This is a genomic window from Bifidobacterium anseris (assembly GCF_002860345.1).
GTDB lineage: Bacteria > Actinomycetota > Actinomycetes > Actinomycetales > Bifidobacteriaceae > Bifidobacterium > Bifidobacterium anseris.
Genome location: NZ_NMYC01000001.1, coordinates 435,251 through 461,635 on the forward strand (window position 1 = coordinate 435,251; position 26,385 = coordinate 461,635).

Below are 26,385 nucleotides of genomic sequence, written 5' to 3' on the forward strand. Positions count from 1 at the left end.
TACTACCGAATCCAACTACTACCCACTATACGGCGGGGCCGCGCCTCGGGAAATCCCCGAGGCGCGGCCCCGCCGTGCGATGTCAGCTGACGATCAGTGGAAGAAGTGGCGCGTGCCCGTGACGTACATCGTCACGTTCGCGCTGCGCGCCGCCTCGAACACCTCCTCGTCGCGGATCGAGCCGCCGGGCTGCACGATCGCCTTGACGCCGGCGTCGATGAGGATCTGCGCGCCGTCAGCGAAGGGGAAGAACGCGTCGGAGGCCGCGACGGCGCCCTTCGTGCGGTTGCGGCCGTCGTCGAGCGTATTCGCGCGTTCGACGGCGAGGTTTGCCGAATCGACGCGGTTGACCTGACCCATGCCGATGCCGACCGTCGCCATGTCGTCGGCGATGAGGATCGCGTTCGATTTGACGCAGCGCACGGCGCGCCATGCGAACTCGAGGTCCTTGAGCGTCGCGGCGTCGGCCGGCTCGCCCGCGACGAGCTTCCAGGCGTCCGGCGTGTCTCCCGGAGCGTCGATGAGATCGGTGGACTGCATGAGCAGGCCGCCGTCGATCTGACGGAACTGGCGCTTCGACTTCGGCGGTTCCGCGACCTTGAGGATGCGCAGGTTCTTCTTCTTCGCCTGCAGCAGCGCCAGCGCCTCCGGCTCATAGTCGGGCGCGACGATGACCTCGGTGAAGATCGGGCGCACGCCTTCGGCCATCTCGAGTGTGACCGTCGCATTCGTCGCGATGACGCCGCCGTAGGCGCTCATCGGGTCGCAGCTGTGCGCCTTCCTGTGCGCCTCGGCTACGGTCGCGCCGACGGCCAGGCCGCAGGGGTTGTTGTGCTTGACGACGGCGACGGCGATCTGCGGGGCGAAGTCCCATACGGCGCGCCACGCCGCATCGGCGTCCACATAGTTGTTGTAGCTCATCGGCTTGCCGCCGAGCTGCTCGGCGTCGGCGAATCCGCGCGTGTTGAGCGGGTCGACGTAGAGTGCGGCGTCCTGATGCGGGTTCTCGCCGTAGCGCAGCACATGCGCGCGGTTCCAGGTGCGCGTGAAGGTCTGCGGGAACTTGGCGAGCTTGGCCTGCTCGACCGGGTCGGCGTCGTGGGCCGCGTCTTCGATTGACGCGGGCTTGGGCCAATGGGCCGCCGTCCATTCGCCGATTGTGGCGTCGTAGGCGGCCGTGTGCGCGAAGGCCTTGCCGGCGAGCCAGCGACGCTCCTCGAGCGAGAAGCCGGTACCGTCCTCGATGCGTGCGGCGACGAGCGCGTAGTCGGCCGGATCGGTGACGATCGCGACGGTCGCGCTGTTCTTCGCCGCGCCGCGCACCATCGAGGGGCCGCCGATGTCGATCTTCTCGATGACGTCGGCCTCCCCGGCACCCGAACGCACGGTGTCCGCGAAGGGATAGAGATTGACGATGACCAGATCGAAGGGCTCGATGCCGAACTCCTCAAGCTGGCGAGCGTGGTCCTCGTTCGTCATATCAGCGAGGATGCCGGCGTGGATGTGCGGGTCGAGGGTCTTGACGCGGCCGTCGAGGCATTCCGGGAAACCGGTGACCTGGGACACCTCCGTGACGTCCACGCCGAGTTCAGCGAGCCTGCTCGCGGTGGAACCGGTGGACACCACCTGCGTGCCGGCGTCGATGAACGCCTTGGCGAGGACCTCGATGCCGTCCTTATGGAAGACCGATACCAATGCTCGTCGTAGCGGTCGGTTCGTTGTCGTCACCTTGCTTCTCCTTTGGTTGGTGGTTTGGGTCCGCCACACGCGCGCCGGACCTCTTCTTCTCTGTGGGGTCGTCCCCGTCAGTCTCCTGCTGCGAGGAGACGCTGCGCGCCTTGCGCGGGGCTTCGGAGCCGGACTCCGTGGCGCCCCGGCGCGCGATGAGCGCGCGGACGGCGAGGACGATGGCGGTCAGGAGCAGCATCGTGCCCCAGGCCAGGAACAGACCCAACGCGCACGGTCGCGCCGTGGCGTTGGTGGCATGGCGGACGTCGACGCCGACGGACGCGAGGTGCTTCGTGCCGAGCGCGCCGTCGGACAGCGCGTACAGCAGCGTGCACAGCAGCGAGACAACGACGGACGTGATGCAGAACGCGCCCACCGGATAGGCGTAGGCGAACAGCAGGTCGCGCCGGTCGTCGGCGTCCGCCTGTAGGGGGCGCAGGCCGAAGCCGCGTTTGGCGACGAGCACGAGCAGGCCGAGTACGACGCCGACGACGAGCGGGATGAGCGTCACGCACAGACGGATCGTCGGGTCGGCGACCGGCTGCGGGAACAGGCGGAAGATCGGCAGGGCAGGCAGATGCGCCGCCGATCCTTCGGTGAGCGTGTAGGTCGCGAGGTCACCGATCGAGAATCCGGCGCCGAACAGCCATGAGACGGCCCAAAGCATGAGGTTGGGCAGCCATGCGGCCGCCATGACGCACATGAGGATGCGCGAGCCGGTCTGCACATGCATCGCCTCGAATGCGGCGCCGACGGCATGGTGGTTGAGCACAATCCAGGCAATGACGGTGCCCAATCCGCACAGCAGCACGATGGCGACGATGAGCACGCCGAGCCTCACGCCGACGGCGATGACGTGGCGAATCGGCGCGGACAGATGCGCGCGCAGATAACCGCGCAGCGGCTCGAGATGGCTGCGGTCGTGGACGAAGGCCCATGCGAAGCCGGCGGTGAAGACGAGCGCGCCCTTGCACAGCACGAGGAAGGTCGAATCGTTGAGCGCGACAGACAGGTTGTTCTCGAGCAGCCGGTCGAGCACGAGCCATGTGACCAGCCCGGCGACGTAGCCGCGCGGGTCGGTGCCCATCCGGCGGAAGACGGTGCGTACGAGCGCGACGAGCAGGAAGGTGAGCAGCAGCGGGACGATCGTGACAACGATCGAGGATGTGTGGAAGCCGACGCCCTGGGAGAGCAATACGACGGCCTGCGTCAGCGGCACCGTGAACGACGACATCGTGTCGCCGCCCTCCTCCATCGCGGCGACGAGGAGGACGAGCGCCATCAGGAAGCCGAGCGGCACGGCGTAGACGAGCATCGCCACGCAGGACGCGGCGACGCCTCGCAACCAGGGAATCAGCTTCGTCCTGTTCATCCGAGCGCTGCCAGCGCCTCACGCATGTACTGCGCGGCCTGGGACGGGGTCCTGCCCACGCGGATGCCGACAGCCTCGAGGGCCTCCTGCTTGTCCTGTGCGGTGCCCTTGCCGCCGGAGACGATGGCGCCGGCGTGGCCCATCTGCTTGCCTTCGGGGGCGGTGAAGCCCGCGATGTAGGCGACAACGGGCTTCGTCATGTGCTCGCTCGCCCAGTTCGCGGCGTCCTGTTCGGCGCTGCCTCCGATTTCGCCGATCATCATGACGGCCTTCGTGTCCGGATCGGCCTCGAAGGCCTCGAGCGCTTCCTGCAGCGTCGTGCCGACAATTGGGTCGCCGCCGGCGCCGAGGCATGCGGTGAAGCCGATGTCGGACAGCTCGCCCATGAGCTGGTAGGTGAGCGTGCCCGACTTCGAGACGAGGCCGAGCGGGCCGCGGGCGACGATGCCGTCGGGGATGATGCCGAGGTTGACGCCGTGTGTCTCCTCGCTCGACGGCAGCGTCATCAGGCCCGGGCAGTTCGGGCCCACGATGCGCACGCCGCGCTGCAGCGCAAGTTCGACGAAGTAGGCGCTGTCGGCGACCGGGATGCCCTCGGTGATGACGACGACGACCTCGATGCCGGCCTCGACCGCTTCGACGACGGCGTCCTTCGCGAACCTCGGCGGCACGAAGACGACGCTCGCCTTCGCCCCGGTCGCGGCCTTCGCCTCGGCGCAGTCGGCGAAGACGGGGATATCGACGTCGGCGCCGGTGGCGTTCTCGAAGATGATCGACGTGCCGGCCTTGCGTGGGTTGACGCCGCCGACGATGTTCGTGCCCGCCTTGAGCATGCGCGCGGTGTGCGTCATGCCCTGATGGCCGGTCATGCCCTGAACGATGACGGGGGCGTCATCCTCGATGAAGACGGTCATTTGGTCTCCTCCTTCGCCTGCGCGGCGAGACGGGCCGCTTCGGACGCGGCCGTCTCCATCGTGGCCGCCACATGGATGTTCGCGATGTCCGCGTCGTCGAGGATCGTCAGGCCTTCGGCGGCCGCGTTGCCGTCGAAGCGCACGACCATCGGCTTCGTGACGTTGAGCCGTTCGACGGCCTCGATGATGCCGAGTGCCACCTGCTCGCAGGAGGTGATGCCGCCGTACACGTTGACGAGCACCGATTCGACCTGTGGATCGGACAGCACAATCTCGAGGCTCTGGCACATCGTCTCGGCCGAGGCGCCGCCGCCGATGTCGAGGAAGTTGGCCGGCTGGACGTCGGTCCCCTGCTCCTGACCCGCGAAAGACACGGCGTCAAGCGAGCTCATGACGAGGCCCGCGCCGTTGCCGATGACGCCGACCTGGCCGTCGAGATGCACGTAGTGCAGGCCGTGCTCGGCTGCCTTGCGCTCGTAGGGGTCCGTCGTGGCGGAGTCGGCGAAGCGCTCCCAGCCGTCGTGGCGGAACGCCGCGTTGCCGTCGAGCGAGATCTTCGCGTCGAGCGCGCACAGGCGCTTCGTGGACTCGTCGTCCGGGTCTCCGACCTTGGCGAGCGGGTTGATCTCGACGAGCGTCGCGTCGTTGTCGTGGAAGCACTTCCACATCTTGAGCAGGATGTCGGCGGCCTGATCGACGTCGGCGTGGTAGAAGCCGATGCTTTCCGCCATCGCCGTCGCGGCGCGCCGGTCGAAGTCCTCGAGCGCGCTGATGTGCAGGCGCTTGACCGATTCGGGATGCTCCTTGGCGATCTGCTCGACCTCGGTGCCGCCGTTGGCGGTCGCGAGCACATCGAAGTCACGCGAGGAACGGTCCACGGAGATTGACACATAGTATTCGTGCAGGATGGATTCGGCTTCGGCGATGAGCACGCCGCGCACCTTGTGCCCGTGGATCGTCATCGGCAGGATCTGCTCGGCGGCACGCACGGCCTCGTCGCGGTCGTGCGCGATCTTGACGCCGCCGGCCTGGCCGCGGTGGCCGATCTTGACCTGTGCCTTGACGACGACCGGGTATCCGATCGTCTCGGCCGCCTGCGGGACGTCCTCGACGCGCCGGACGAAGATCGCGCGCGGGGTGTCGATGCCTTGTTCGTCAAGCAGCTGACGTGCTTGGTATTCGTATAGATCCATGGATTCCTCTTGAGATGGGCGGTGGCGTCGGACGATGCTCAGGCGGGCATCGTCAGCAGGGAGCTCGCTGGGTAGTCGCCGAGCGTCTTGACGCCGTTGAGGCCCGAAAGCTCCATGATAAAACTAAATCCGGCGACGACGCCGCCGCACGAGATGACCAAATCGCGGGCAGCGGAGGCGGAGCCGCCGGTGGCGATCAGGTCGTCGACGATGAGAATGCGCTCGCCTTCGCGGATCGCGTTGCGTTCAATCTCGATCGAGGCGTCGCCGTATTCGAGCGCGTAGCTTTCGCGGACCGTGGGCGGCGGCAGCTTGCCGGCCTTGCGCACAGCGATGAAACCCTTGCCGAGGCGTTCGGCGAGCGTGGGCCCGAAGAGGAAGCCGCGTGCCTCGAGTCCTGCGACGGCGTCGAATTCGTCGTTCGCGATCGACAGGTTCGAGACGAGCGCGTCCATCAGGATGGACAGGCCGCGCGCGTCGGCGAAGACCGGCATGATGTCGCGGAACAGGATCCCCTCCTTGGGGAATCCGGGGATTGCGCGCATCAGTGAGATGAGGTAGTCGGCATCCGCCTTGTCCATCGAGGTGGGATCGGTGAGCGTGATGTCCGTGGAAGTCATGGTCGGCAGTTCTCCCCTGTGTCGGTCCTGTATCGGTGGTCGTTCGTCAGTCGGCGTCGTACGGCGACTTCGTGCTCTTCGTCGTCTCCTCGACGTCGATTTCATCGCCGTCGGCATCCGTCGAGTGCTCGCTCACCTGCGTCGTGATTTCCTTGGGACTGTCGGCGTCGTTCTCGTCGTCCTTGACGAGCGGGTTGCCGTTCTCGTCCACGTCGTCGTCGGAGACGTAGGCCGGGCGGATGTACTCGCGGCTGATGGCCTTCGAGGAGAAGCGCAGGATGCTGCCTTCGGAGTCGATGACGATCTCGTCGTACTCTTCGTCGACCTCGACGACTTTACCGATGACGCCGCCGATCGTGATCACCTCGGTGCCGGCGTCCAGGTTCTTCCAGAAGCTCTGGCGCTCCGCCTGCTGCTTCTTCGCCTTCCGCGTCTGGAACACCATCATCAGAATCATGGCGACGAGAAGAACGATGAGGAAGATGTAATCCATGCTCATGACAGGGCTCCTTGGGAAACGAGACGACCGTGGGGATCGATTGGAAACGGTGTGTACGGAAGGCTCAGTCTAGAATAGCTTGCTGACATCGACGGCCGAGCCCTCCGGCGGCTCGAGGCCCAGATGCTCCCAGGCTCGGGCCGTGGCGACGCGTCCCTTCGGCGTGCGCATCATGAACCCCTCGCGCACGAGGTACGGCTCGCACACCGTCTCGACGGTCTCCGCCTCCTCGCCGACCATCGCCGCGAGGTTGTTGAGTCCGACCGGTCCGCCGTTGAAGTTGCGGATGATCGCATTGAGCACGGCGATGTCGAGGCGGTCGAGGCCCTCGGTGTCGATCTGGTAGAGCGCCAGTGCCTCCTTGACGTCGTCGGGTTCGACGATCGGCAGGTCGTGCACAATCGCCCAGTCGCGCACGCGGCGCAGCAGGCGGTTGGCGATGCGCGGCGTGCCGCGCGAACGGCGCGCGAGCTGATGCGCAGCGCCTTCGTCGAGTTCGAGGCCGAGCACCTTCGCCGAACGTTCGATGAGCTTCTCGAGCTCCTCGGTCGGATAGAAGTCGAGATGCGCGGTGAAACCGAAGCGCGCACGCAGCGGCGACGGCAACATGCCCTCGCGCGTCGTCGCGCCGATGACGGTGAAGCGCGGCAGCGTCAACGGGATCGACGAGGCACCCGGACCCTTGCCGACCATGACGTCGACGCGGAAGTCCTCCATCGCGATGTACAGCAGCTCCTCGGCGGCGCGCGGCAGACGGTGGATCTCGTCGATGAACAGCACCTCGCCCGCGTCGAGCGAGCTGAGGATGGACGCGAGGTCGCCGGCATGCTGGATCGCCGGGCCCGACGTGACGCGGATCGGCACGCCGAGCTCGTTCGCGACGATCATCGCCAGCGTTGTCTTGCCCAGTCCCGGAGGGCCTGCGAGCAGGATGTGGTCCGGCGGCACGTCGCGTTTGCGCGCCGCATCGAGGAACAGCTGCAGCTGCGCCTTGAGCCGCGGCTGTCCGATGAAGCCTTCGAGGATGTGCGGACGCAGCTCCTCGTCGCTCACCGGCTCGTTGCCGACGGCGTTCGCGGAGACCATGCGCAGCGACTCCTCGTTCGCGTTGCTGTTGTCCGCGCTGAAGACGTCGAAATCGTCGTTCGCCATGCGTCTCACCTTCCCCTGTCCATCGATGTCAGCGCGAGCCGCAGCACGTCGGCGACGGCCTCGTCGGACAATGGCGTGGCGATGGCGTTGTCCTCGATGACGGCGTCGACGGCCTGCTGCGCCTCCTGCTGCTTCCAACCGAGGGACATGAGCCCCTCGACGACGCGGTCGACGCCGGCGTCCTGCGGCATGAGTCGCTCGGTGCCGCGCTCCCCCTGCGCCGGCGCGGCGGACAGGTCGATCGATCCCTTGAGTTCGAGGATGATCTTCTGCGCGCCCTTGCGGCCGAGTCCCGGAGCCTTCGCAAGGGCGGCCGCGTCCTCGTCGCGGATCGCCTGGACGAGCTGGTCGCTCGGCAGCGTCGACAGCAGCGACAGCGCGACCTTCGGACCGATGCCGCTGACCTTCTGCAGCTGCAGGAACATGCGCCGCTCGGCCGCGGTGAGGAAACCGAAGAGCGTGATCGCGTCCTGCGCCACGCTCATCGCCGTCTGGACGCTCGCCGTCGAGCCGACGTGCAGCGCGCCCAGATCGGCGCTCGGCATCCGCACCTCGAATCCCACGCCGTGGACGTCGATGAGCGCCGTCGTCGCATCGATCTGAACGACGACGCCGTTGAGCAGGCCGATCATGCGTTTGGCCCCTTTCGTTGATGTTCGAACAGATGTTCGGTAGTCTACATGCCTCTGCGGACGCCGCCGCGGCGCGAGGCGTGCTGCGCGGCCTGCGCCCACTGGCGCTGCGCCTTCGTCAGATGCTGCTCGCGTTCGCCGCCTTCGAGCGCCCCCGCCGGGCGCAGCGCATGGCAGATCGCGATCGCGAGGGCGTCGGCGGCATCGGCCGGCGTCGGCGGCGCATTGAGGTTGAGCAGACGGGCGACCATGCGTTCCATCTGGACCTTCTGCGCCTTGCCGTTGCCGGTGATCGCGAGCTTCGACTCGGTCGGCGTGTGCAGTGCGACCGGGATGCCGCGCTGGGCCGCCGCGAGCATCGCGACACCGGCGGCCTGCGCGGTGCCGAGCACGGTGTTGCGGTTCTCCTGCGCGAACACGCGTTCGATCGAAACAGTGTCCGGGATGAACTCGTCGAGCTTGGCGGCGATGCCGTTGTAGATCGTCAGCAGTCGCAGGTCCTGTGACATGTGCGGGTCGGAACGCACGACGTCGACGTGGATAAACGAAAGCCGGCGGGGTGCGCCGGCTTCGATCACGCCGACTCCGCACCGTGTCAGTCCGGGGTCGACTCCAAGGATGATCAACGGGGATTACTCCTCGTCGAGCTGTGCCATGACCTCGTCCGAGGCGGTCCAGTTGCTGTAGATGTTCTGCACGTCGTCGAGGTCATCGAGGTTGTCGATGAGACGGGCGACCTTGCGGGCGTCGTCGAGCGAAAGCTCGACCTCGTTCTTCGGCATCATGACGAGGTCGGCGGAATCGTAGTCGATGCCGGCGTCCTGCAGCGCCTGACGCACGGCGATCAGGTCGGACGGGTCGGTGACGACGGTGTAGGTCTCGCCGTCGTCGGTGACGTCCTCGGCACCCGCCTCGGCCGCCTTCTCGAACAGGTCGTCGAAGTCGACGCCCTCGGACGGGACGACGATCGCGCCCTTGCGCTCGAAGTTGAAGCTCACCGAGCCGGTCGTCGCGAGCGAGCCGCCGCCCTTGCCGAGTGTCGAACGCACCTCGGCGGCCGCGCGGTTGCGGTTGTCGGTGAGGCATTCGATGATCAGGCCCACGCCCGCCGGCGCGTAGCCCTCGTAGACGATGTCCTCGTAGTTGGCGCCGCCGGCTTCCTCGCCGGAGCCGCGCTTGACGGCGCGCTTGATGTTGTCGGCGGGCATCGAGGCCTTCTTGGCCTTGTAGATGGCGTCATAGAGCGCCGGGTTGCCGTCGGGATCGCCACCGCCCTGGCGGGCGGCGATTTCGATGTTCTTGATGAGCTTGGCGAACAGCTTGCCGCGCTTGGCGTCGATGGCGGCCTTCTTGTGCTTGGTGGTGGCCCACTTGGAATGCCCTGACATAATGCTCCTAGACAGGTGATGGATATTACGAAACGTGTTGATTCTAATGCGCTTCTAAGACAAGGCGCCGGGCTGTGCGGACAGGGCGCGACGGTAGACGGCGAGCACTTCGTCGACGATGGTCTCCCAATCGAAGTCCCCCGAGCGCCTCAGTCCGGCCTTCCCCAGACGCGTGCGCAGGGACGGGTCGGCGAGCAGCTCGCATATGCGCTCGGCGCAATCCGCGGCGTCGCGGTTGGCGAACAGCGCCGCGTCGCGCCCCTGCTCGGTCACATCGACGAAGGCCGGCAGGTCGGAGGCCACGATCGGACAGCCCGCCGCCATCGCCTCGGCGAGGACGATGCCGAAGCTCTCGCCGCCGGTCTGCGGCGCCACATAGACGTCCAAAGACTTGTAGAAGCGCGCCTTGGCGTCGTCGTCCACGCGACCAAGGAACTCGAAGCGTTCGAGCAGCGCCGCTCCCCCGTCTCGTTCGGCGATCGCCTTCGCGGCCTCGTCGCCGCCGTCGCCGACGACGAGGAAACGCGCACCCGGATGGCGTTCGAGCACCCGCGAGGCCGCCTCGACGAAGATCGGGAAGCCCTTGCGCTCCTCCTCGAGCCTGCCAAGGAAGCCAATCGTCGGATGCTTCGGCGTGCCCCGCCAGCGTTCGTCGGGATGCGCACGCAGATAGGAGGCGCGGTTGATACCGTTGGGGATGACGTGACGGCTGATCGAGGCGGGCAGATAATGGTCGGCGGTGCGCTGCGCGGACGGCGAGACGAAGATCGCCTCGCTCAGCGGCTCCAGATACGAATGCAGATACCGCTGGAACAGGTGCAGCGCCCGCGGATACGGCTCGATGCTCGCATGGAACGTGGCCACCATCGGGGGCGCGCCGCGCATGACGAGCGGCTTGTGGCTCACCGACGGCGCCTCCGGCTCGTGCAGATGCACGATGTCGAACTGCCCCTGGCGCACCCAGCGCCTCGTCTGCAGCCCGGCGGCGAGGAAATAGCTCAGATGCGCCCACGACCCGTTGTAGGGGATCGCGAACGACGAGCCGTTCGTCTGCACCCACAACGGCATGTCCTTCGTGCGCCGTCCGGGCGCGAAGACCGACACGTGATGCCCGCGGCGCATAAGCGCCTCGGAGAAATCACGGATGTGGTTCTGCACGCCGCCCGGCGTCTCGAACGAATACGGGCAGACGATGCCCACGCGCAACGGACGGCCGTCCGGGCGCACGCCGATGGATGCTGGTTCCTGCGAAGACATACAGAGCATTGTCGCCGACCGAATGGACTTCGCCTCCTCAGCCGTCGGCGCGCGCCTTCGCCAGCAGCGACTCGGGTACGTCCCTGAGCCGCGACAAATCGAGATCCTCGAGGAAGATCGGCTGCAGCATGTGCCAGTCCTCGGGATGCGCGGCGATGCCACGCGCCCAGACGTCGACCCACGCCTGACTGATCGCATGGATCGCCTTCTCACGCTCGAGACCGCGGTACATGTCGATGTCCACAGGCCCACTGACCTCGCACACATAGCCGTACGGGGTGCTCGCGGCGCGGCGGCGCGCGCCGGAAAGCCGCTCGCGGTACGTGTTGGCGACGTACAGCGGCAGCCCCGTGTCGTAGGCGAGCGTCGCCGGCCCCCTCGCGACGCGGATCGTCGAGCCGAAGGCCTCGACGAACTCGCCATGCCGGCTCAGATCGCGGTCGGCGAGCAGCGGCACGAGGACATGCGGCTTCCCGAGCGCCTCCTCGAGCCGCTCGGTCAGATGCGGCGTGCCGGTCAGCAGGATGCGCATGCCGAGGCGCTCGCGGATCGAGACGAAGGCGTCGAGCATCTCCTGATCGGCGAGCCGCTCGGCCACGGTCGTTACCGGCGCCACGTCGAACTGCGCCCAGAAGCCGTCGTAGTCCCAGTTGCCCTGATGGCCCATCGCGATCGGCGCAGAAGAGTTCGCGCCATCCGGCGACGTGAACGCGATGAGCGAATCAAGGCCGTCGCCGGCGCCGCGGATGCGCGCCAACAGGCGCTCGCGGTCGGATGCGCCGACGGTGAGCGCCTCGCTGAAGTAGGTGAAATAGGAGCGCATGCCTTGACGCGAGATGCGTCGCAGCGTCCGGCGTCCGACAGGCGCGGCGGGTGCGTTGCCATCAACGGTGGCGGCGGCGTCGCGGGCCGACCATGTCAGCACATGCCGCAGATTGCGTTCGAGCTGGCGCACGGAGCCGACGCGCAGCAGCCAGGCGATGTCGGCGGCGGCGAGGAACGCCCCGCGCACGACGCGTTCGGGCAGCACGCGCGGATGGTTCGCAACCCATGCCATCACATTGGTCATGTCGGGTCCTCAGCCCTTGTTCGCATCGTCGAGCGTGGCCTCGATCGAGATGCGCGCCTCGTGGATGCGCTGGCCGACGGTGATGGTGCCGAGCAGCGCGAGCACGCACATCGTCGCCATGAGCCACGCGTCCTGATGCGTCAGTCCGCTGATCGCCATACCGACGAGGATGATCGTCAGCCTGTCGGAACGCGTCGCGATGCCGCCCTTCGCCTCGGCGCCCACCGATTCGGCGCGTGCACGGATGTACGAGGTGACGAAGGACGTCATGATCGCGTAGATCGCGGCGCCCATGCCGACGAGCGCGACTACGTCGTAACGGCTTTCGACGAGCAGCGCCGTGCAGTTACGCATGAAGAAGTAGATGATGACGCCGAGCAGCACCGCCCAGTCGGCGACGCGGTCGAGCGTCGAGTCGAGGAACGCGCCGAAATGCGTGCCGCCGTTCGTCAGCTTCGCGACGGAGCCGTCGAGCGAATCGAAGATGACGAGCAGCGTCATCGCGAGGGCGCCCCAGAACAGCCAGCCGGTGATGCCGGTGGCGATGCCCACGATCGTCGTGCCGATGGCGCCGATGACGGTGACGGCGTTGGCGGTCAGGCCGATTTTCACCATGCCCTTCGCGACGGGGTTGATGAGGCGCTTGAACCATGGTCGAAGCTTTTCCAGCATGATGTGTTGTTCCCGGTGTGCTCTGCGGCTCCCCGTTGGAGCCTTCCGTATTGAAGCATAGAAAAGGACGCCGATAACCGGGGTTCTGGGACCGGCGATCGGCGCATGGACGAAGGAAGGCCGGGGCATGCCGATCGGTCATGCCCCGGCCTTCGCTGAGAGGCTTATTCGGCGTCGGCGTCCGAGACGCTGAATTCCACGTCCTCGACCGGCTGACCGGTCGCCTTGCGGAAGTCGTCGGCGCTGTTGACCTGAACGCGCTTGGCGATGACCTCGAGAATCCACGCCTTGGCCTGGTCAACCGGCACGCCGTTGAGCTGGCTGCCGTCACGGAAGCGGAAGCTCACCGCGTCGTTGTTCATATCCTCCTCGCCGGCGATGATGATGAACGGCACCTTCGACTTCGAGGCGTTGCGGATCTTCTTGCCGAAGCGATCGTCGGACAGGTCGGTCTCGACGCGCACCATGTCCTCCTCGAGGGAGTCCATGAACCGCTGCAGATGCGGCGCGAACTCGTCGGCGACCGGCACGCCCAGGGCCTGCACCGGCGCGATCCACACCGGGAAAGCGCCCGCGTAATGCTCGAGCAGGATCGCGAAGAAGCGTTCGATCGAGCCGAAGAGCGCGCGGTGGATCATCACCGGCCGCTGGTGCGTGCCGTCCGGCGCGATGTATTCGAGCTGGAAGCGCTCCGGCAGGTTGAAGTCGAGCTGGATCGTCGAGACCTGCCAGGTGCGGCCGATCGCGTCGCGTGCCTGCACCGAGATCTTCGGGCCGTAGAACGCGGCGCCGCCCGGATCGGCGACGAGCTCGAGTCCCGATTCCTCGGCGACTTCGGCGAGTGTGTTCGTCGCCTCCTCCCAGATCTCGTCCGAGCCGACGAACTTGTGCTCGTCCTTCGTGGACAGTTCGAGGTAGAAGTCGTTGAGGCCGTAGTCCTTGAGCAGGTCAAGGACGAAGGTCAGCAGGCTCTTGAGCTCGTCGCGCATCTGCTCGCGCGTGCAGTAGATGTGCGAATCGTCCTGCGTCAGGCCGCGCACGCGCGTCAGGCCGTGCACGACGCCGGACTTCTCGTAGCGGTAGACGGTGCCGAACTCGAAGAGGCGCAACGGCAGTTCGCGGTAGGAACGCTGACGCGACTTGAAGATGAGGTTGTGCATCGGGCAGTTCATCGGCTTGAGGTAGTAGTCGAAGCCCTGCTTGACGATGTTGCCGTCCTCGTCCTTCTCCTCGTCGAGGTGCATCGGCGGGTACATGCCGTCCTTGTACCACTGCAGATGGCCGGAGGTCTCGTACAGGCCGCCCTTGGTGATGTGCGGTGTCTGCACGAAGCTGTAGTGGTGCTTGCGGTGCATCTCGCGCGAGTAGTCCTCCATCGCGTTGATGACGGCGGCGCCCTTCGGGTGGAAGACGGCCAGCCCCGGTCCGATCTCCTCCGGGAAGCTGAACAGGTCCATCTCCTGGCCGAGCTTGCGGTGGTCGCGCTTGGCGGCCTCCTCCATGCGCGTCTGGTAGGCCTTGAGCTCATCCTTCGTCGGGAACGCTACGCCGTAGATGCGCTGCAGCATCGGGTTCGCTTCGGATCCCTTCCAGTAGGCGGCGGCCGCGCGCTCGAGCTTGAACGCCTTGATGAAGCGCGTGTTCGGCAGGTGCGGTCCGCGGCACAGGTCGGTCCACACGACGTTGCCGTCACGGTCGATGTTGTCGTACATGCTCAGCTCTTTGTCGCTGATCTCGACGGCCGCCTCGGTGTCGAGCGCGTCCTCCTTGTCCTTGATGAGCTCGAGCTTGTACGGCTGGTCGGCCTCCTCCTTCATCGCCTCCTGCTCGGTGACGACGCGGCGGGAGAAGCGCTGCGCGGACTTGATGATGCGCTGCATGTGCTTTTCGATCGTTTTGAGGTCGTCGGGCGTGAACGGTTCGGCCACGTCGAAGTCGTAGTAGAAGCCGTTTTCGATGACCGGGCCGATGCCGAGCTTGGCGTCCGGGCGGATCTCCTGCACCGCCTGCGCCATGACATGCGTCGCCGAATGACGCATGATCGCGACGCCGTCCTCGGAGTCGAGGGTGATCGATTCGACGACGTCGCCGGCCTTGAGCGGCGTGTAGAGGTCGCGCGGTTCGCCGTTGAGGCGCACGGCGATGATGTTCTTGTCGTCGGCGAACAGCTCGACGCCCGTCTGGCTCGCATCCACCTCCTTCGCTTCGCCGTTGACCGTGATGGAGATGGTGTTCTGTGCCATGGTTCGTCCTTGTCTATCTGGGTCCGCGGTACAAGGTGCAGACCTGGACTGTTGATTACAGGTACATAACCTAGGGTTCAGCGCAGACAAAGACGCCCACGTCCGGCCGCCGTGGACGCAGGTATGGACGCGGACGTCTCGTCATGCGTTTTTCAGCGGTAGGTGCCGAGCGAACGCGCGATTGAGGCGTCGGCGACGTGCGCTCCCGCCAGCAGCATGCGGATGTCGCGCGCGCTGGCCGCGCAGCGCGGGCCGATGACGACGCGGCGCAACGTGCGACGCAGGTCGAGCCCGAGGTCGAGCGTCGGCACAAGACGGTCGCCGCGTGCCAGCATCAGGAAGCGTGCATGCGTGACGGCGTCCGGGAAGCGGCGCGGCAGCGCGGCCGCCAACGCGGCCTGCAGTCCCTCGAAGCCGTCGACGTTCGCGTTGGGTCCCCACACGGCGAGCCGCCATTCGCGCTCCTCGTGGAAGAAGCGTTTCTTGCAGAACGCGGTGGAGGCGACGAATTCGAGCGTCGCGTCGAGCAGTCGTGCGCGGATGCGCGCGTCGTCACACTCCCCCGTGATGCGCAGATCGTGCACGTCTTGCGCGATGCGCGATGCGAGGACGTCGAAATACGCGGCGGCGCGGTCGTGTCCGTAGACGATCGGCCGGTACATCGTCATCATGTGCGTCTCGAGCAGACGGTCGCCGCCGTCGCGAACCGTGAACGAGGGGTTCACCTGAGCGAAATCGGACAAGTCGAATCCGAGTGCCACGCCGCGCCCGTCGTCGCCGTAGGCGCGCCACTGGCTGAGCAGATCGGCTTCCTCGGACAGGCACGCTGCGTAGCACAGCCGGTTCGGCGGCAGCATGTGGTCGCTGAGCGCCTCGCGCAGCAATGCACGGTAGTCAGGGCGCAGCAACGCGTCCCAATCGTCGACGAAATGCAGGCCGTCGCCGGATCCGGAGACGAGGCCGGCACGTCGAAGTCCGTCCGTGGCCGCCGCATACCCGTAGGTGATCTCCGCCGAATCGTTGGATTTCGTGACGTCGCACAGCCGCAGCGACCCGTTCTGCACGATCGCGCACGCCGTATCCAGCGAGCAGTAGTGGTAGGTCAGCGGCATCGTCGTCTCCTTCCGTCGTCCTGTCTGCCATCGTATCGTCGTCGTAGCGGCGACGCACCGCCTGTCCTATGCGTCGGCGCCGCACACCTCGTCGAGGAACCACCGCTCATGGCTGACGACGATGAGCGCGCCCCGGTAGCCGTGCAGGAAGCGCGCCAATGCCTGCTTGGAGTGCAGGTCGAGATGGTTCGTCGGCTCGTCGAGCACGATGAGCTGCGGCGCGCCCAGCAGTCCGATGCACAGCGCGAGTTTCTGCGCCTGTCCGGGGCTCGGGTCTTGTCCGCGCATCAGCCGGTCGGGGTCGTCGTTGAGCTGCACGAGCATCGACAGCACGCGCGCCTTGTCGGAGGCGTCGAGCCCATGCAGCCGTGCAAGCAGCCGCGCATGGGCGTCGGTGTCGGGGATTTGGCTGATGGATAACGTCGGCAGCGTATCGTCGACCGACCTGAGCAGCGCCTGCACGAGCGTCGACTTGCCGGTGCCGTTGGCGCCGTCAATGCCGATGTGGTCGCGCGGGCCGACGCTTACGGACGGCACACGGATGCCGCGGTCGCCCGCATTCGTACTATTCGCGGCTACCGTCCGTACATGCCAGCGTCCGCCGTCGGCGATCAGTTCGGACACGGCGATGCCGCCGTCGGCCGCCGTCGCGTCGCCAAAGCGCAGGATGCCGGATTCCACATGCGCGACCTGCCGCCGTGCCGACGGTGCGATGTCGACGAGGATGTCGCCGTCGTAGCGTTTCGCATCCGTTTCAATCGCGTCGGCCTCGCGTCGCGCCGCCTCGAGCCGGCTGCCGAGCGCGCGGTAGGCGGCGGCACTCGCCTTGTCCGCCTGCTTCTCGTTCCATTTGTGCGTGTTGCGCGCGTCGTGGTCGAGCCTGTCGATCAGATGGCCGCTGTGCTTGCGCGCGGCCGCCGCGTCCATCATCGCGCGCCGCGCGTCGCGGGCGCCTTCGAGTGTGCGTTGTTTGCGTTGCGCCGCCTTGAGCTCGTCCTCGGATTCGGTGCGGCGCAGCGCATAGGTGCGCCGCGCCTTCGTGTAGCCGCCGGCGTAGCGTTCGATGACGGTGCGGTTGCGCCCGTCCTTGTGGCGCCGGACGAACATCAGGCATTGCGCGCAGGTCGCGTCGATGAGTTCGACGTCGTGCGAGACGAGCACGCCGATGCCCCGGTAGGCGCGCATCGCCGCGGCGATGGCGTCGCGGGTGTCCGCATCCACATGGTTCGTCGGCTCGTCGAGCACGAGCAGATCCGGCGCGCCGTGCAGTGCGCACGCCACCTGCAGGCGTTTGCGTTCGCCGCCGGAGAGCGTCGCGAAGCGGTAGGGCCAGTCGTCGCCGATGCCGAGCGCGTCGCGTAGCGCGATCGCCTCGGGCGACCAGTCGTCGCGCAGCTCGTCGAGTCCGTCGGGTTCGCTGACGCATTCCTGCGCGCAGTAGGCGGCGACGAACGTGGACGGCGACGGGCTGACCGAGCCGTGCGTCGGCGTCAGTTCGCCGATGATGACGCGTGCGAGCGTCGTCTTGCCGCAGCCGTTGTCGCCGAGCAGTGCCGTCCAGCCTTGCGGCATCGTCGCGTCGATGCCGTCAAACAGCGGCTCGGACGCGCCTTCATAGATATAGGAGAGGTCATGCAGATTGAGTGTCGTGGCCATGTCGGGTTCCTTTGCCGATATGGCGTGCCATCAAAACGAACAAGCAGACAGTGAATGAGACCGCGGTACGCCTGCACGGATCCGGACGGGCGCAGAAAAGAACACGGCGGCACGCGGGACGTGACCGGCCGACTGATTCATTCACCGCACTCAGATCCGCAAGTGTCCGTTGACCTCCCAATGGAACGCTCCCCTGGCATATCGGGGAAGCGTGATATTGATTCGACGAGAGCGGACAACGGGACTCGAACCCGCGGTCTCGACCTTGGCAAGGTCGCGCTTTACCAACTAAGCTATGTCCGCATATGCACGGCGCGACATGCGTCGCGCAGGCACAAGCTGATACTTTACCGGATATCGCCGCCGATGCCAAACCGGCGTGTCACATATATGCATGCGCGCGTTCAGCCATCACCGAACGCGCGTTTCTATACTGGAACGAAACCAAGAGAAAGGAACACGCATATATGCCGATGATCGAAATGTCCCGAAGCGACGACGTGGCCGTGATCAGGAACCTGAGCGTCGAGACGTTCACGCAGACCTTCGCCGCGCTCAACACGCAGGAGGACATGGACAAGTACATCGCGGACAGCCTCTCCCCCGACGAGATCCGCCGGGAGATCGCCGATCCGGATTCGGCGTTCTTCGTCGCCACCGTGGACGGCGTGCCGGCAGGCTACATGAAGGTCAACGTCGGCGATGCGCAGACCGAGAAGATGCCGGACGATGCCATGGAGGTCCAGCGCCTGTACATCCTCAAGGTATTCAAACGCCACGGGCTGGGTGCCGGCCTCATGCGCGCCGCCTTCGACATGGCGCGCGCGCAGGGCAAGACGAGGATATGGCTCGGCGTATGGGAGCACAACGACCCGGCGATCGCGTTCTACAAGCGTTTCGGCTTCACGCAGATCGGCTCCCACGACTTCGTGCTCGGTGACGACAGGCAGACCGACCTGCTGATGGAAGCGGCCGTGCCGGCGCAAGAGTGACGGGGCTGACGGAGCAGGGAGGGTGATCGCCGCCCCTGCCCGCTTTCCCATCGGTGCCGGCCGGAGTCGGTCAGTTGCCCTCCTCCTGCGCGATGCGCCGCAGACGCTCGTCGACGTCATGCTCGGCGCGCTCGCATGCTTCGACGTACGGCTCCTGGCCCTGGATCAGACCCAGGTTCCGCGTGCGCCTGAGAAAACGGAAGCCGTCCTCCCCCAGATCCTCGATGTAGCCTTCCGTCTGCAGATAGGGGTAGGTCAGCGGATCATCCTGGATGCAGCGCGGAGGATTGATACGCCGCCGTTCGTCGGCGATGTTCCAGAACAGCGTGTGGTACTTCTTGTCGGGAAGGTCGCACAGTTCCTCCAGCGGCACGCCGAGCGTAGCGGCCATCTGCGCCTCGATGGCGTCCCATTCGCGTTCATGGCTGAACTTGGCGCGCGCCACATAGTATTCGAGCGGGTCGGGCACCCAGGGAAGCTCGGTGACGTGGGCGTCGAGCGCGTAGGCCTCCATGTCGCTCATCCACCTCCAGCCGTCGTCCCAGCAGGTGAATTCGATGGTGTAGCCGACGTAGGGCTCCTTGTTGTACGCCGCGAAGTCGGTGACCTCCCTGTTGCTGAGCGGACGCACCGACTCGATCTGATCGGTGAGCCAGAACGGGGCGGCGATCACATATTCCGGTGAATCCCACCATTCCTCGGGTTCGTCGACCGGGTTCGCCTCAAGGCTGTACGCTCCCCTGCCGCGGTGCTCTTCCAGCCACTGCGCGGCGTATTCGTTGGGGATGAATCCGCCGTACGGGTCGAAGCCGCCGAAGCCCTTGGTGACGAGCTGGTTGACGAATCGCGCTTCCTGCTGCGCGGCCTCGTTGTCCGGATCGGCCGGATAGTCGCCTTTCGGCCGGTATCCCCGCAGCGCCTCGACGAGCAGGCCGTATTCGAGGATGTCGAGCGCTTCGTCGGCGATCGTGCCCTTGTTCGTGATGGTGTCCATGATGTGGTTGTTCATGACATGTCCTTTCCTGAGTTCGTTCCCGGATTGCGTTTGCCCCCGATCGTTTCCGATGCGGAGTCGTCGTTTCGCTGACGTTGCTTGAAACCGGACAAAACTCCGATCGTCATGCGTTGCCCGGTTTGAGGTCCTGCGCGAAGAGGCTAATGATTCCGGCGGGGATGTTCGCGGGGTCGGCCAGATCCAACGCGCCGATGCGTTCAAGCAGCGCTTCCGGCGGCATCGCCGGCACCCCTCCCGGCCACGTTACGTCCTGCAGGCGTGGTGTGCCCGATTTGCCCGTCGGAACCATGCAGACAAGCCAATCGCTCATGATGCCGTATCGTTCGAGAAGAGGCCGCCAATGCCGGCATTGCGTGATCATGTTCGTGCTCATGCGGACATCCGCACGACCGTCCGACCCGGATACGAACGCGTGTTCGCTGATGCTGATGCGCGCGAGCGTATCGTCCGCGATGTTCACATATGCGGTGTCCGAGCCGCCTTTGTAGTTCTTCGCATCGACGAACCATGCGTATGGCTGCCCGTTGCGTCCGACGCCGACGATGACGGCGTCGATGTCCGCGTCGGTGCGGTTGCCATGTGTGTCTTTCCCGTACAACGACCAGAAGGATACGACGTTCAGACCGCTGCTTGCGATGATCTTGGCGAGCATCTGTTCCCCGAATAGTCCGGAATGTATGTGTATGTCGCCGAAGTCGGAGGATTTGAGACCCACGCCGGGATTGCCGAACAGACGATGTTCGTTGCGCGCTTTCGACAACTGATAGTGCCTTGCCTGCTCATACAGCGGATCAGGCAGGCCTTCCCCATCTGAAGCGACCATGCGGTACCCGCGGAATTCGGGTTCGCCCGGGATCGCCGGGACGATTTGGAATCGCTGGACGGCGCGGCTGAACATGACGGATGGCATATGGTCGTGGATGTACTGCTCCTGCGCGATGCGCTGCGCGCGGATTTGCGGTTGCAGCCGCAACGCCCTGAGGAAGGGGAAGAACCGGACAATGGCCGTGATCGCGGCGATGAGGACAAGCACGTTGAGGCAGACGATTGGTGTGGCCGAGTAGGAACCTCCCGCGCCGAACAGTATCAGCAGCAATGCGATGCCGACGCCATAGGCCCCGGCGGCGCATGCATTGTGCGCGCGATGCTCCTTGCTGACGATAGACCCGAGCAGCGCACATACGCCGCCGACGATGAGGCATGTCAGCAATCCTCCCGCGCTGAACACCATTGCGAAGAAATGGCCTATGTATGCCATGATGAGCTCCTGTCTTTGCTTTCCCGTTTCTTTCGCACCCGGTCGGATGCGTCGCCTGTACGAACCGGATAAAACGCTTGCATTATCGGTCGGGAACTGCGAATGGGCGGATGGACGCGCCCGATATGCGTCGGCCCATCTTCGTCGGTGTTTTGTCCGGTTCCCAGAAATGAAGGCCGCGACGCATACGGCGTTGCGACTTGTGATTATGAACGAAGAAACGTAGAAAGGGCCTATCATGTCGACATTGTTCAATGTTCTCGGCAGCATCTATTTCCTTGCGGGACTCATCGTCGGTCTCGTCAAGATCCGCGCCGCCATCCGCGCATTGCGTCGTTCCCCTCTGCGCGCCGTGCGTGATGGGGCGCTCAGAATCACGTGGTTCATCATCGGGTTCCTCGTCCTTGCCGCCCTCGGGAGCAAGTCGGCGCACGGAAGAGGCCAGACGATCAATATGATATGGATTTTCGCAACAATCGCGGCGTTGATCTATGCCGTCAGCGCCGTGGTGCGCATCCGGCGCGAACACCGCACGCAGGACAGGCAGACCGAGCAAAGGATGCGGGAGCGTCCTGTGCCGGAAGGCATCGTATATGCGAACGCGCCCCGTCCTTCGACTGAGTCCGCCGATGCGCCGGCGCCCGTACAAGCCCTGACACGGCCCTCCGCTGGCGTTGAGGCCGCGCGTGATATGCGGCGATAAGGCGAGCAGGCTCGTGATTGCGGTAGTCGGCATGTTGGTCGACGTGCCGACTACCGCAATCGATACAAGCAAATTCATCGCACGGCTTCACATCGCCCAGATGACGCCAGGACGCAGATGCATGTCGACCACCCGACCGAAATCGCTTCACGGCTAAACGAACAGCGGAAGGTCCGGCCAACTAGTGCGCATGCGTATGATCCGGTGCGGGCTCGGGTGTTGCAGGTTCCCGAGCCCACGCCGGTCATCGGGCACGCTTCATGGTCGGCATGGTCTCCAGACGATGATGTGCCATCGAATACCGCCTTTGCCAGTCTGCTGCGCGGACAAGGTCATCGTCCCCTCTTCGGTCCGCCTGCTGGTCGGGACACGGCCGGCGGTCTCAAGAAGACGTTGCTCATCGAATGTGCATGGCGTATCATATTCCGTCCCGCCATCGGCATGCGCCCGGAACACAAGCCGCGCATCGTTGCCGTCCTCCGCCATGCGCACCAAGGCCGTGTAGCCTCCTTCGGGCAGGAAATCAGCGAATCTTCTCGTCACCGCCTGCCGTGACACCCTGCATACCCGATGCACGCCGCGGCTCTGATCCGATTTGAAGAAATCCGCGACGTTCTTCGCGCTGAAATCGCGCAGCGCCCTGCAATGCCTGCGCATGTAGGCATCCGGAAGCAGCGAGAGCGAAGCGAACCTGTTGCAGGCGCCCTCCTCGAAGCGTTTGTTGTAGTTCGTCGAACTGATCGACATCAGCGTCTCGGCGAGATCGTCGTCGGTCTGCTGAAGATAATGGCCCAGCTCATGCAGTATCGTGAAGTATCTGCGCATCGGATACCGGACCCGATCGTTGCTGATCCGTTTGCGCTCCTCGCGACGCTCCTTCTTGCCGTATTGGACCTGGATCCTATGGACATGGCGCCTGTCAAAGGCGGGGCTGAACAATCCGAGCAGGTCATTGAGCGACGAATGGTCCTCGCCGTCGTTCTCATAGAACACGTAGGCGTCATCACGCAGCCGGCTGTCGACGAGCGCATCGACGAAGCGGATACGGACGTCATCATGCCAATGCTTGGCAAGCATATCCGGATTCGTGACGCAGTCCTGTTCGAATTCGGGATGCAGCGTGCGGGCGAGCTCAACCATACGCCTAGCTTGCGCATCCACTGCGCGATGGAATGCGGAGTTGGAATCCGTCATCGCATCACTGTCCACGCTGTCCACGTTGGCCGTTCTGCCCACTCTTCATGGATTCGACGGCCTTGAGCAGCGCGCCGTTGACGGCGGCATCGTCATGGCCCGACGTGCGGGCGGCGAGGTCAAACGCGGCCTTGCGGGCGAGCTCCAGACGAACGTCATCGCCATCGATATCCATATCGTCGAGCACCTGACGCCAGCGCGGCTGTTCGGCCGCGATCAGATACGCATCGGGAATGGCCTCCTGCGCCTGCGGCGGCTCGGCCGCGAATCCGGCCTGCCCCATTTTCTTGGCCTGCGTTTTCGTCAGCGGCATGCCATGGTTCATGATCGCGTTGCGCTGGGTGGCACTCAGGCCGAGCACCGTCTTCAACGCCTCCGCATACGCCCTGCGTTCCTCCGAGATGCCGAAGACGATGGCCTCCTCCTGATGCAGCGGCGGCAGATGTCTGCCGATGTTCCACCACTGCTGGAAGACGCGCGCCCGTGCCGAGACGAGCGCATACGCCGCAAGGAAGTCCTCCGAGTCCTGTGCCCTGTGCACGTGGGGGTCCAGATCGGGGTCGTCGCCTGCCACGGCCTGTGCGATACGCGCGTCGAAATCGCCCAGTGGTACATCCAATACGCGGATCGGGATAGGAATCGCCAGGGCGGGCCATGCGATCATCGGCAATCCGATGGGCGTCCTGCCGACGACGAGCCCGTCCGCCGTCTGCTCACCGGGGTCATTGGACATCGGAATGACGTGTACGATGCGCGGATCGCGCTCGTCGACGTCGACGATCATCAGGAACTCCGTGTCGTCGTGGTCCTCGGCGATCCACAATTGGTTCGCGTGCGGCCCCTCGTCGAGCGCCCGACGCCGGTATGCGGGATCGGTCACGTCGAGCATCCGCTGAGGTATGCGTACCGGTGCGTTCTTCTCCATCACCTATCCTCCTTCGTCGATCCGCGCAGTTCGGCGTCGTGCAGCTCGGATTCGAGCCGTTCCTCAATCTCGTCCCTGCTCGTCGTCCGCATGCGCAGGCAGCGTGCGGTGAGCGCGAGCTCCATCAGCGTACGCGTAGGAGTCGAGTGCAGATCCAGCTGTTTCAGTTGCTCGCCGGTAAGCTCCTCGCGGATGATTGCAATCAACGCGCGCCTGCGTTGCGCAGCCTGCTTGCCGTCGCGACGCTCGTAGAAGTCCAATGAGTCGGCGGGATCGGCGATGGTGGAAACGTCTGTGGCGATATATCGTCCGTATGTGCTCATTTCGGCGTCGGGACGCATCGTGCCATCCTCAAGCTCCAATGATTCCATGTGCATGTCGACCTGATGGTCGGGCGCCAGATAAGGATGGTCGATGAGCATCACCTCGACGATCTCGGAAAGCGTCATCGACCCCTCGGCTGCGGTGAGCACGGCCAGAAGCCACTCATCCAGCTGCGACATCCTCCCTTTCGCTCCATTTCTCCCGATTGTATACTTGGGGCCCCGTTGATGATAGAGCCTGCCGGTATCGGGATCGTATTCGAGGGCAAGCGCGGCGCGTTTCCTGTCCACTTCCTTCACCGCTTCCTCGGACGGCCACACCACCTTGACCTTGGCTCCGGCTTCGGCCAACTCGCCCTTCGTCTTCGTCGTCCGTGCGATGGAAGCGCCCGCTACGTGCCACGCGTTCACGGCCTCCTTGCGCCCCGAAGCGTCGCATGCGGCCATGACGTTCTCGAAAACCGGTTCTCCGGATTCCACGGACCTGCACCGCTGCAACCTAGCCTCGATGCGTGCGCGCAGCCGGCCGAAATCGGTGTTCTGGGCGAATTCCTTGCCGAAGAACTCACGAATCGGCTTATGTGAGCGGATACGGAACTGCCGGTCGCTGTGGGAGCTGAGATAAAGCTTGATGAACGCGGGCCGCAATCCGACCGCCTTGCGTTTGCCGTCGCAGACCATATGCATCGTGCAGAACTCGTTCGCCCAGAATTCCCCCTCCTGCCCGTCGGCGCTCCGGTCGGCACCGTCAGGCCATGTATAGAGGGCGCGCAGATCCGGGTAGAGCGCGATCTTGCCGCTGCACGTCCGTCCCAGAACGCCGATGGGTTCTGGGGCCGGGCCCCTTCAGCTCGCGAATCTCCTCGCCGATCCGGTAACTGCCGTCATCGGGCGCCTCGGGCGCTTCGAACCATTCCGCGCGCCATCCTCGCGGATGCTGCGCGGGATCCCATATCGCTTTCTTCTGTTGAGGCGACATCGCTCCCCCTTCGCTCTCCTCCTGCGGCATATACGATTCTAGCGGGTCGACGCCGGAGAGGACAACCTTCTTCGTCACCAATCGGACATATCTCCATTCCGTCGCCGGCCACGGCGGCCGCACCCTCGTTCCCTCGTTCCATCGTTGTGTCGTTTTGTCCGGTTGGTAGCCGTGTACGGCATGACGGTCATAGAAAAGGAAAGGATCGGTGAATCATGAACGATGCATACGACGACCCCGACGATCACGACGAAGGTTTCATCTGGGTTGGGGACACAAGCCGGCCTGATGCGATCGAACAGGTGCAGCGCTCATTCGACGAGCAGCTGCACCATGCGTCCGAGGAGTTCCGCATCACCGGCTTCAAGGATTTCGCGACGCTTGCATGCAACCGCTATGGCTGGCCTTGCGCATTCGTGCTCCTGTGCCGGGATTGGCAGGGCTCATACATGCGCAGGCAACAAGGCACCATCCGGGAGATCGCGTTCAACATGGCCGCGCTTCGCGCCCTGACTCCGATCAACTCGGTCAGCACGGGTGATTTCGTGGTGCGTTTTCTCGATGAGGGCGGTCTGGATGAGCATCGCATACTGACGAACGTCCAACGGACCTCCATGCTGCATCGCCATGGACTGCTCACCTGCGAACACGACAAGCGGGAGCACGACGCGCTCGCCCTGAACTGCGTGCGAACCGGACTCACATTGGCATTGCCAAACGAAAGCGTGGTGGTCTGGAAAACCGATGATGACGGATCGACCATCGACATCGGCATCCATGACGCGGTGTCGCTGCGTATGCAGATGAACGCCTACCCGCAACTGTTCGATAAGGACTCAATCCTTTCGGATGATGACGTGGAGCGTGATATCGCCGATTGTCTCAATGTCCTCAACCTGATTCGCGACACACCCCTCAATCCTCTGGAAGTGCCTCAAGAGCAGTTGATATTCGCGCCGCCGCAAGCGCTCAACAAGCAATACCACCCGATACATTAACAACACTTCAAGCAAGGAACGATCATGGCAGTATTACAGCTGACCCGCAGCGACACATGTACGTCCGTCGCCGCATCCGACGATTCATGCGCGGGCAATGACGGGGATTTCATCGACGTCATCGCTTCGATATTCGACGATGACGACGGATCCGGCGACGAATCATGCAATTACCTCTACGGGATGTGCGAGAACACCGCCAAGTTCTCCCTCACCGCCAACGACGCTGACGGCACGACGTACACCCGGCGCTACTGTCCCAAACATTTCCTCCTGCAGTTGCACTTCATCATCGACGCGACGACGAGCGACAACTGGTTTCGTCAATTCGAGACGGAGGCGGAGCGAAACTCGGCGTTCCTCACCTACTACACCAATGCACAACGCATCCGCGATTAGAAGCCGATTCGTGTCGATTCGGTCCGGATTCGTCCGCCAGGGTTCGAACGATGCCCCGGACGATATACTTGGTGCGGAAAACGATACGCCCG

General features: G+C 64.8%; 25 protein-coding genes and 1 tRNA gene. 4 read left to right on the plus strand and 22 right to left on the minus strand.

All coding sequences use genetic code 11. From position 1 onward, the window contains the following. Window positions 1-93: 93 nt before the first annotated feature. From purH to CGZ88_RS01920, 17 genes are all read right to left on the minus strand, one after another. Window positions 94-1,728: a bifunctional phosphoribosylaminoimidazolecarboxamide formyltransferase/IMP cyclohydrolase gene (gene purH, locus CGZ88_RS01840; RefSeq protein WP_101670938.1), complete on the minus strand. Its 1,635-nt coding sequence runs from the start codon at window positions 1,726-1,728 to the stop codon at window positions 94-96. Continuing rightward, the gene (locus CGZ88_RS01845; RefSeq protein ID WP_101670939.1) at window positions 1,676-3,100 is read right to left on the minus strand and encodes a cell division protein PerM; all 1,425 of its coding nucleotides are present in this window, start codon (window positions 3,098-3,100) and stop codon (window positions 1,676-1,678) included. Before CGZ88_RS01845 ends, purH begins: the two co-directional genes overlap by 53 nt. Then, complete coding sequence (sucD, locus tag CGZ88_RS01850) at window positions 3,097-4,014, minus strand: succinate--CoA ligase subunit alpha (protein ID WP_101670940.1); 918 nt, start codon at window positions 4,012-4,014, stop codon at window positions 3,097-3,099. Before sucD ends, CGZ88_RS01845 begins: the two co-directional genes overlap by 4 nt. Continuing rightward, complete coding sequence (gene sucC / locus CGZ88_RS01855; protein WP_026645295.1) at window positions 4,011-5,207, minus strand: ADP-forming succinate--CoA ligase subunit beta; 1,197 nt, start codon at window positions 5,205-5,207, stop codon at window positions 4,011-4,013. Before sucC ends, sucD begins: the two co-directional genes overlap by 4 nt. A 38-nt stretch (window positions 5,208-5,245) precedes the next feature. Further along, on the minus strand, window positions 5,246-5,827 hold the full coding sequence (locus CGZ88_RS01860; protein WP_026645296.1) for an adenine phosphoribosyltransferase: 582 nt from the start codon (window positions 5,825-5,827) through the stop codon (window positions 5,246-5,248). Window positions 5,828-5,873: 46 nt separating this feature from the next. After that, window positions 5,874-6,320, minus strand: a complete 447-nt coding sequence (gene yajC / locus CGZ88_RS01865) for a preprotein translocase subunit YajC (RefSeq protein WP_026645297.1) — start codon at window positions 6,318-6,320, stop codon at window positions 5,874-5,876. 75 nt (window positions 6,321-6,395) lie between these two features. Continuing rightward, window positions 6,396-7,478, minus strand: coding sequence for a Holliday junction branch migration DNA helicase RuvB (gene ruvB, locus CGZ88_RS01870; protein WP_026645298.1), 1,083 nt, complete (start codon window positions 7,476-7,478; stop codon window positions 6,396-6,398). 5 nt (window positions 7,479-7,483) lie between these two features. Next, window positions 7,484-8,110: a Holliday junction branch migration protein RuvA gene (gene ruvA / locus CGZ88_RS01875; RefSeq protein WP_026645299.1), complete on the minus strand. Its 627-nt coding sequence runs from the start codon at window positions 8,108-8,110 to the stop codon at window positions 7,484-7,486. A 44-nt stretch (window positions 8,111-8,154) separates the two neighbouring features. Then, window positions 8,155-8,736 carry a crossover junction endodeoxyribonuclease RuvC gene (gene ruvC, locus CGZ88_RS01880; RefSeq protein WP_024540393.1) on the minus strand — a complete coding sequence of 194 codons (582 nt, stop codon included), beginning with the start codon at window positions 8,734-8,736 and terminating at the stop codon, window positions 8,155-8,157. Between the two features lie 6 nt (window positions 8,737-8,742). Further along, window positions 8,743-9,498 (minus strand): YebC/PmpR family DNA-binding transcriptional regulator, encoded by a 756-nt coding sequence (locus tag CGZ88_RS01885; RefSeq protein WP_026645300.1) that lies wholly within the window; start codon window positions 9,496-9,498, stop codon window positions 8,743-8,745. A gap of 54 nt (window positions 9,499-9,552) precedes the next feature. Next, window positions 9,553-10,755: a glycosyltransferase family 4 protein gene (locus CGZ88_RS01890; protein ID WP_243390032.1), complete on the minus strand. Its 1,203-nt coding sequence runs from the start codon at window positions 10,753-10,755 to the stop codon at window positions 9,553-9,555. A gap of 37 nt (window positions 10,756-10,792) precedes the next feature. Further along, window positions 10,793-11,824, minus strand: coding sequence for a phosphatidylinositol mannoside acyltransferase (locus CGZ88_RS01895; RefSeq protein ID WP_101670942.1), 1,032 nt, complete (start codon window positions 11,822-11,824; stop codon window positions 10,793-10,795). Between the two features lie 9 nt (window positions 11,825-11,833). After that, complete coding sequence (gene pgsA, locus CGZ88_RS01900; protein ID WP_026645303.1) at window positions 11,834-12,496, minus strand: phosphatidylinositol phosphate synthase; 663 nt, start codon at window positions 12,494-12,496, stop codon at window positions 11,834-11,836. 164 nt (window positions 12,497-12,660) lie between these two features. Further along, window positions 12,661-14,739: a threonine--tRNA ligase gene (thrS, locus tag CGZ88_RS01905; RefSeq protein ID WP_026645304.1), complete on the minus strand. Its 2,079-nt coding sequence runs from the start codon at window positions 14,737-14,739 to the stop codon at window positions 12,661-12,663. A gap of 152 nt (window positions 14,740-14,891) precedes the next feature. Then, window positions 14,892-15,851: a DUF2971 domain-containing protein gene (locus CGZ88_RS01910; protein WP_026645305.1), complete on the minus strand. Its 960-nt coding sequence runs from the start codon at window positions 15,849-15,851 to the stop codon at window positions 14,892-14,894. A 66-nt stretch (window positions 15,852-15,917) separates the two neighbouring features. Further along, window positions 15,918-17,507, minus strand: a complete 1,590-nt coding sequence (locus CGZ88_RS01915) for an ATP-binding cassette domain-containing protein (protein ID WP_101670943.1) — start codon at window positions 17,505-17,507, stop codon at window positions 15,918-15,920. Between the two features lie 230 nt (window positions 17,508-17,737). Continuing rightward, a tRNA-Gly gene (locus tag CGZ88_RS01920) sits at window positions 17,738-17,810 on the minus strand. Window positions 17,811-17,974: 164 nt separating this feature from the next. Between CGZ88_RS01920 and CGZ88_RS01925 the strand changes: the two genes are divergently transcribed. After that, entirely contained in the window at window positions 17,975-18,499 is a 525-nt protein-coding gene (locus tag CGZ88_RS01925; RefSeq protein WP_026645307.1) for a GNAT family N-acetyltransferase, read from the plus strand. Between the two features lie 70 nt (window positions 18,500-18,569). Here the strand turns inward: CGZ88_RS01925 and CGZ88_RS01930 are convergent, their stop codons facing one another. Then, the gene (locus tag CGZ88_RS01930; RefSeq protein WP_101670944.1) at window positions 18,570-19,508 is read right to left on the minus strand and encodes a hypothetical protein; all 939 of its coding nucleotides are present in this window, start codon (window positions 19,506-19,508) and stop codon (window positions 18,570-18,572) included. 109 nt (window positions 19,509-19,617) lie between these two features. Then, window positions 19,618-20,772, minus strand: coding sequence for a hypothetical protein (locus tag CGZ88_RS01935; protein WP_051198652.1), 1,155 nt, complete (start codon window positions 20,770-20,772; stop codon window positions 19,618-19,620). 238 nt (window positions 20,773-21,010) lie between these two features. On the opposite strand from CGZ88_RS01935, the gene CGZ88_RS01940 reads away from it, so the two are divergent. Continuing rightward, window positions 21,011-21,475 (plus strand): hypothetical protein, encoded by a 465-nt coding sequence (locus CGZ88_RS01940; RefSeq protein ID WP_026645310.1) that lies wholly within the window; start codon window positions 21,011-21,013, stop codon window positions 21,473-21,475. A gap of 258 nt (window positions 21,476-21,733) precedes the next feature. Here the strand turns inward: CGZ88_RS01940 and CGZ88_RS01945 are convergent, their stop codons facing one another. The 3 genes from CGZ88_RS01945 to CGZ88_RS01955 are packed head-to-tail and all read right to left on the minus strand — an operon-like array spanning window position 21,734 to window position 24,604. Beyond that, complete coding sequence (locus CGZ88_RS01945; RefSeq protein ID WP_026645311.1) at window positions 21,734-22,615, minus strand: ImmA/IrrE family metallo-endopeptidase; 882 nt, start codon at window positions 22,613-22,615, stop codon at window positions 21,734-21,736. Between the two features lie 58 nt (window positions 22,616-22,673). Beyond that, window positions 22,674-23,594, minus strand: a complete 921-nt coding sequence (locus tag CGZ88_RS01950) for a hypothetical protein (protein ID WP_133120871.1) — start codon at window positions 23,592-23,594, stop codon at window positions 22,674-22,676. After that, entirely contained in the window at window positions 23,594-24,604 is a 1,011-nt protein-coding gene (locus CGZ88_RS01955; protein WP_101670946.1) for a hypothetical protein, read from the minus strand. Before CGZ88_RS01955 ends, CGZ88_RS01950 begins: the two co-directional genes overlap by 1 nt. A 507-nt stretch (window positions 24,605-25,111) precedes the next feature. Here CGZ88_RS01955 and CGZ88_RS01965 point away from each other — a divergent pair. Together CGZ88_RS01965 and CGZ88_RS01970 are read left to right on the plus strand one after the other, a co-directional pair. Beyond that, entirely contained in the window at window positions 25,112-25,894 is a 783-nt protein-coding gene (locus CGZ88_RS01965; protein ID WP_101670948.1) for a hypothetical protein, read from the plus strand. 24 nt (window positions 25,895-25,918) lie between these two features. Beyond that, window positions 25,919-26,293, plus strand: coding sequence for a hypothetical protein (locus CGZ88_RS01970; RefSeq protein ID WP_101670949.1), 375 nt, complete (start codon window positions 25,919-25,921; stop codon window positions 26,291-26,293). The last annotated feature ends 92 nt before the right edge of the window (window positions 26,294-26,385 follow it).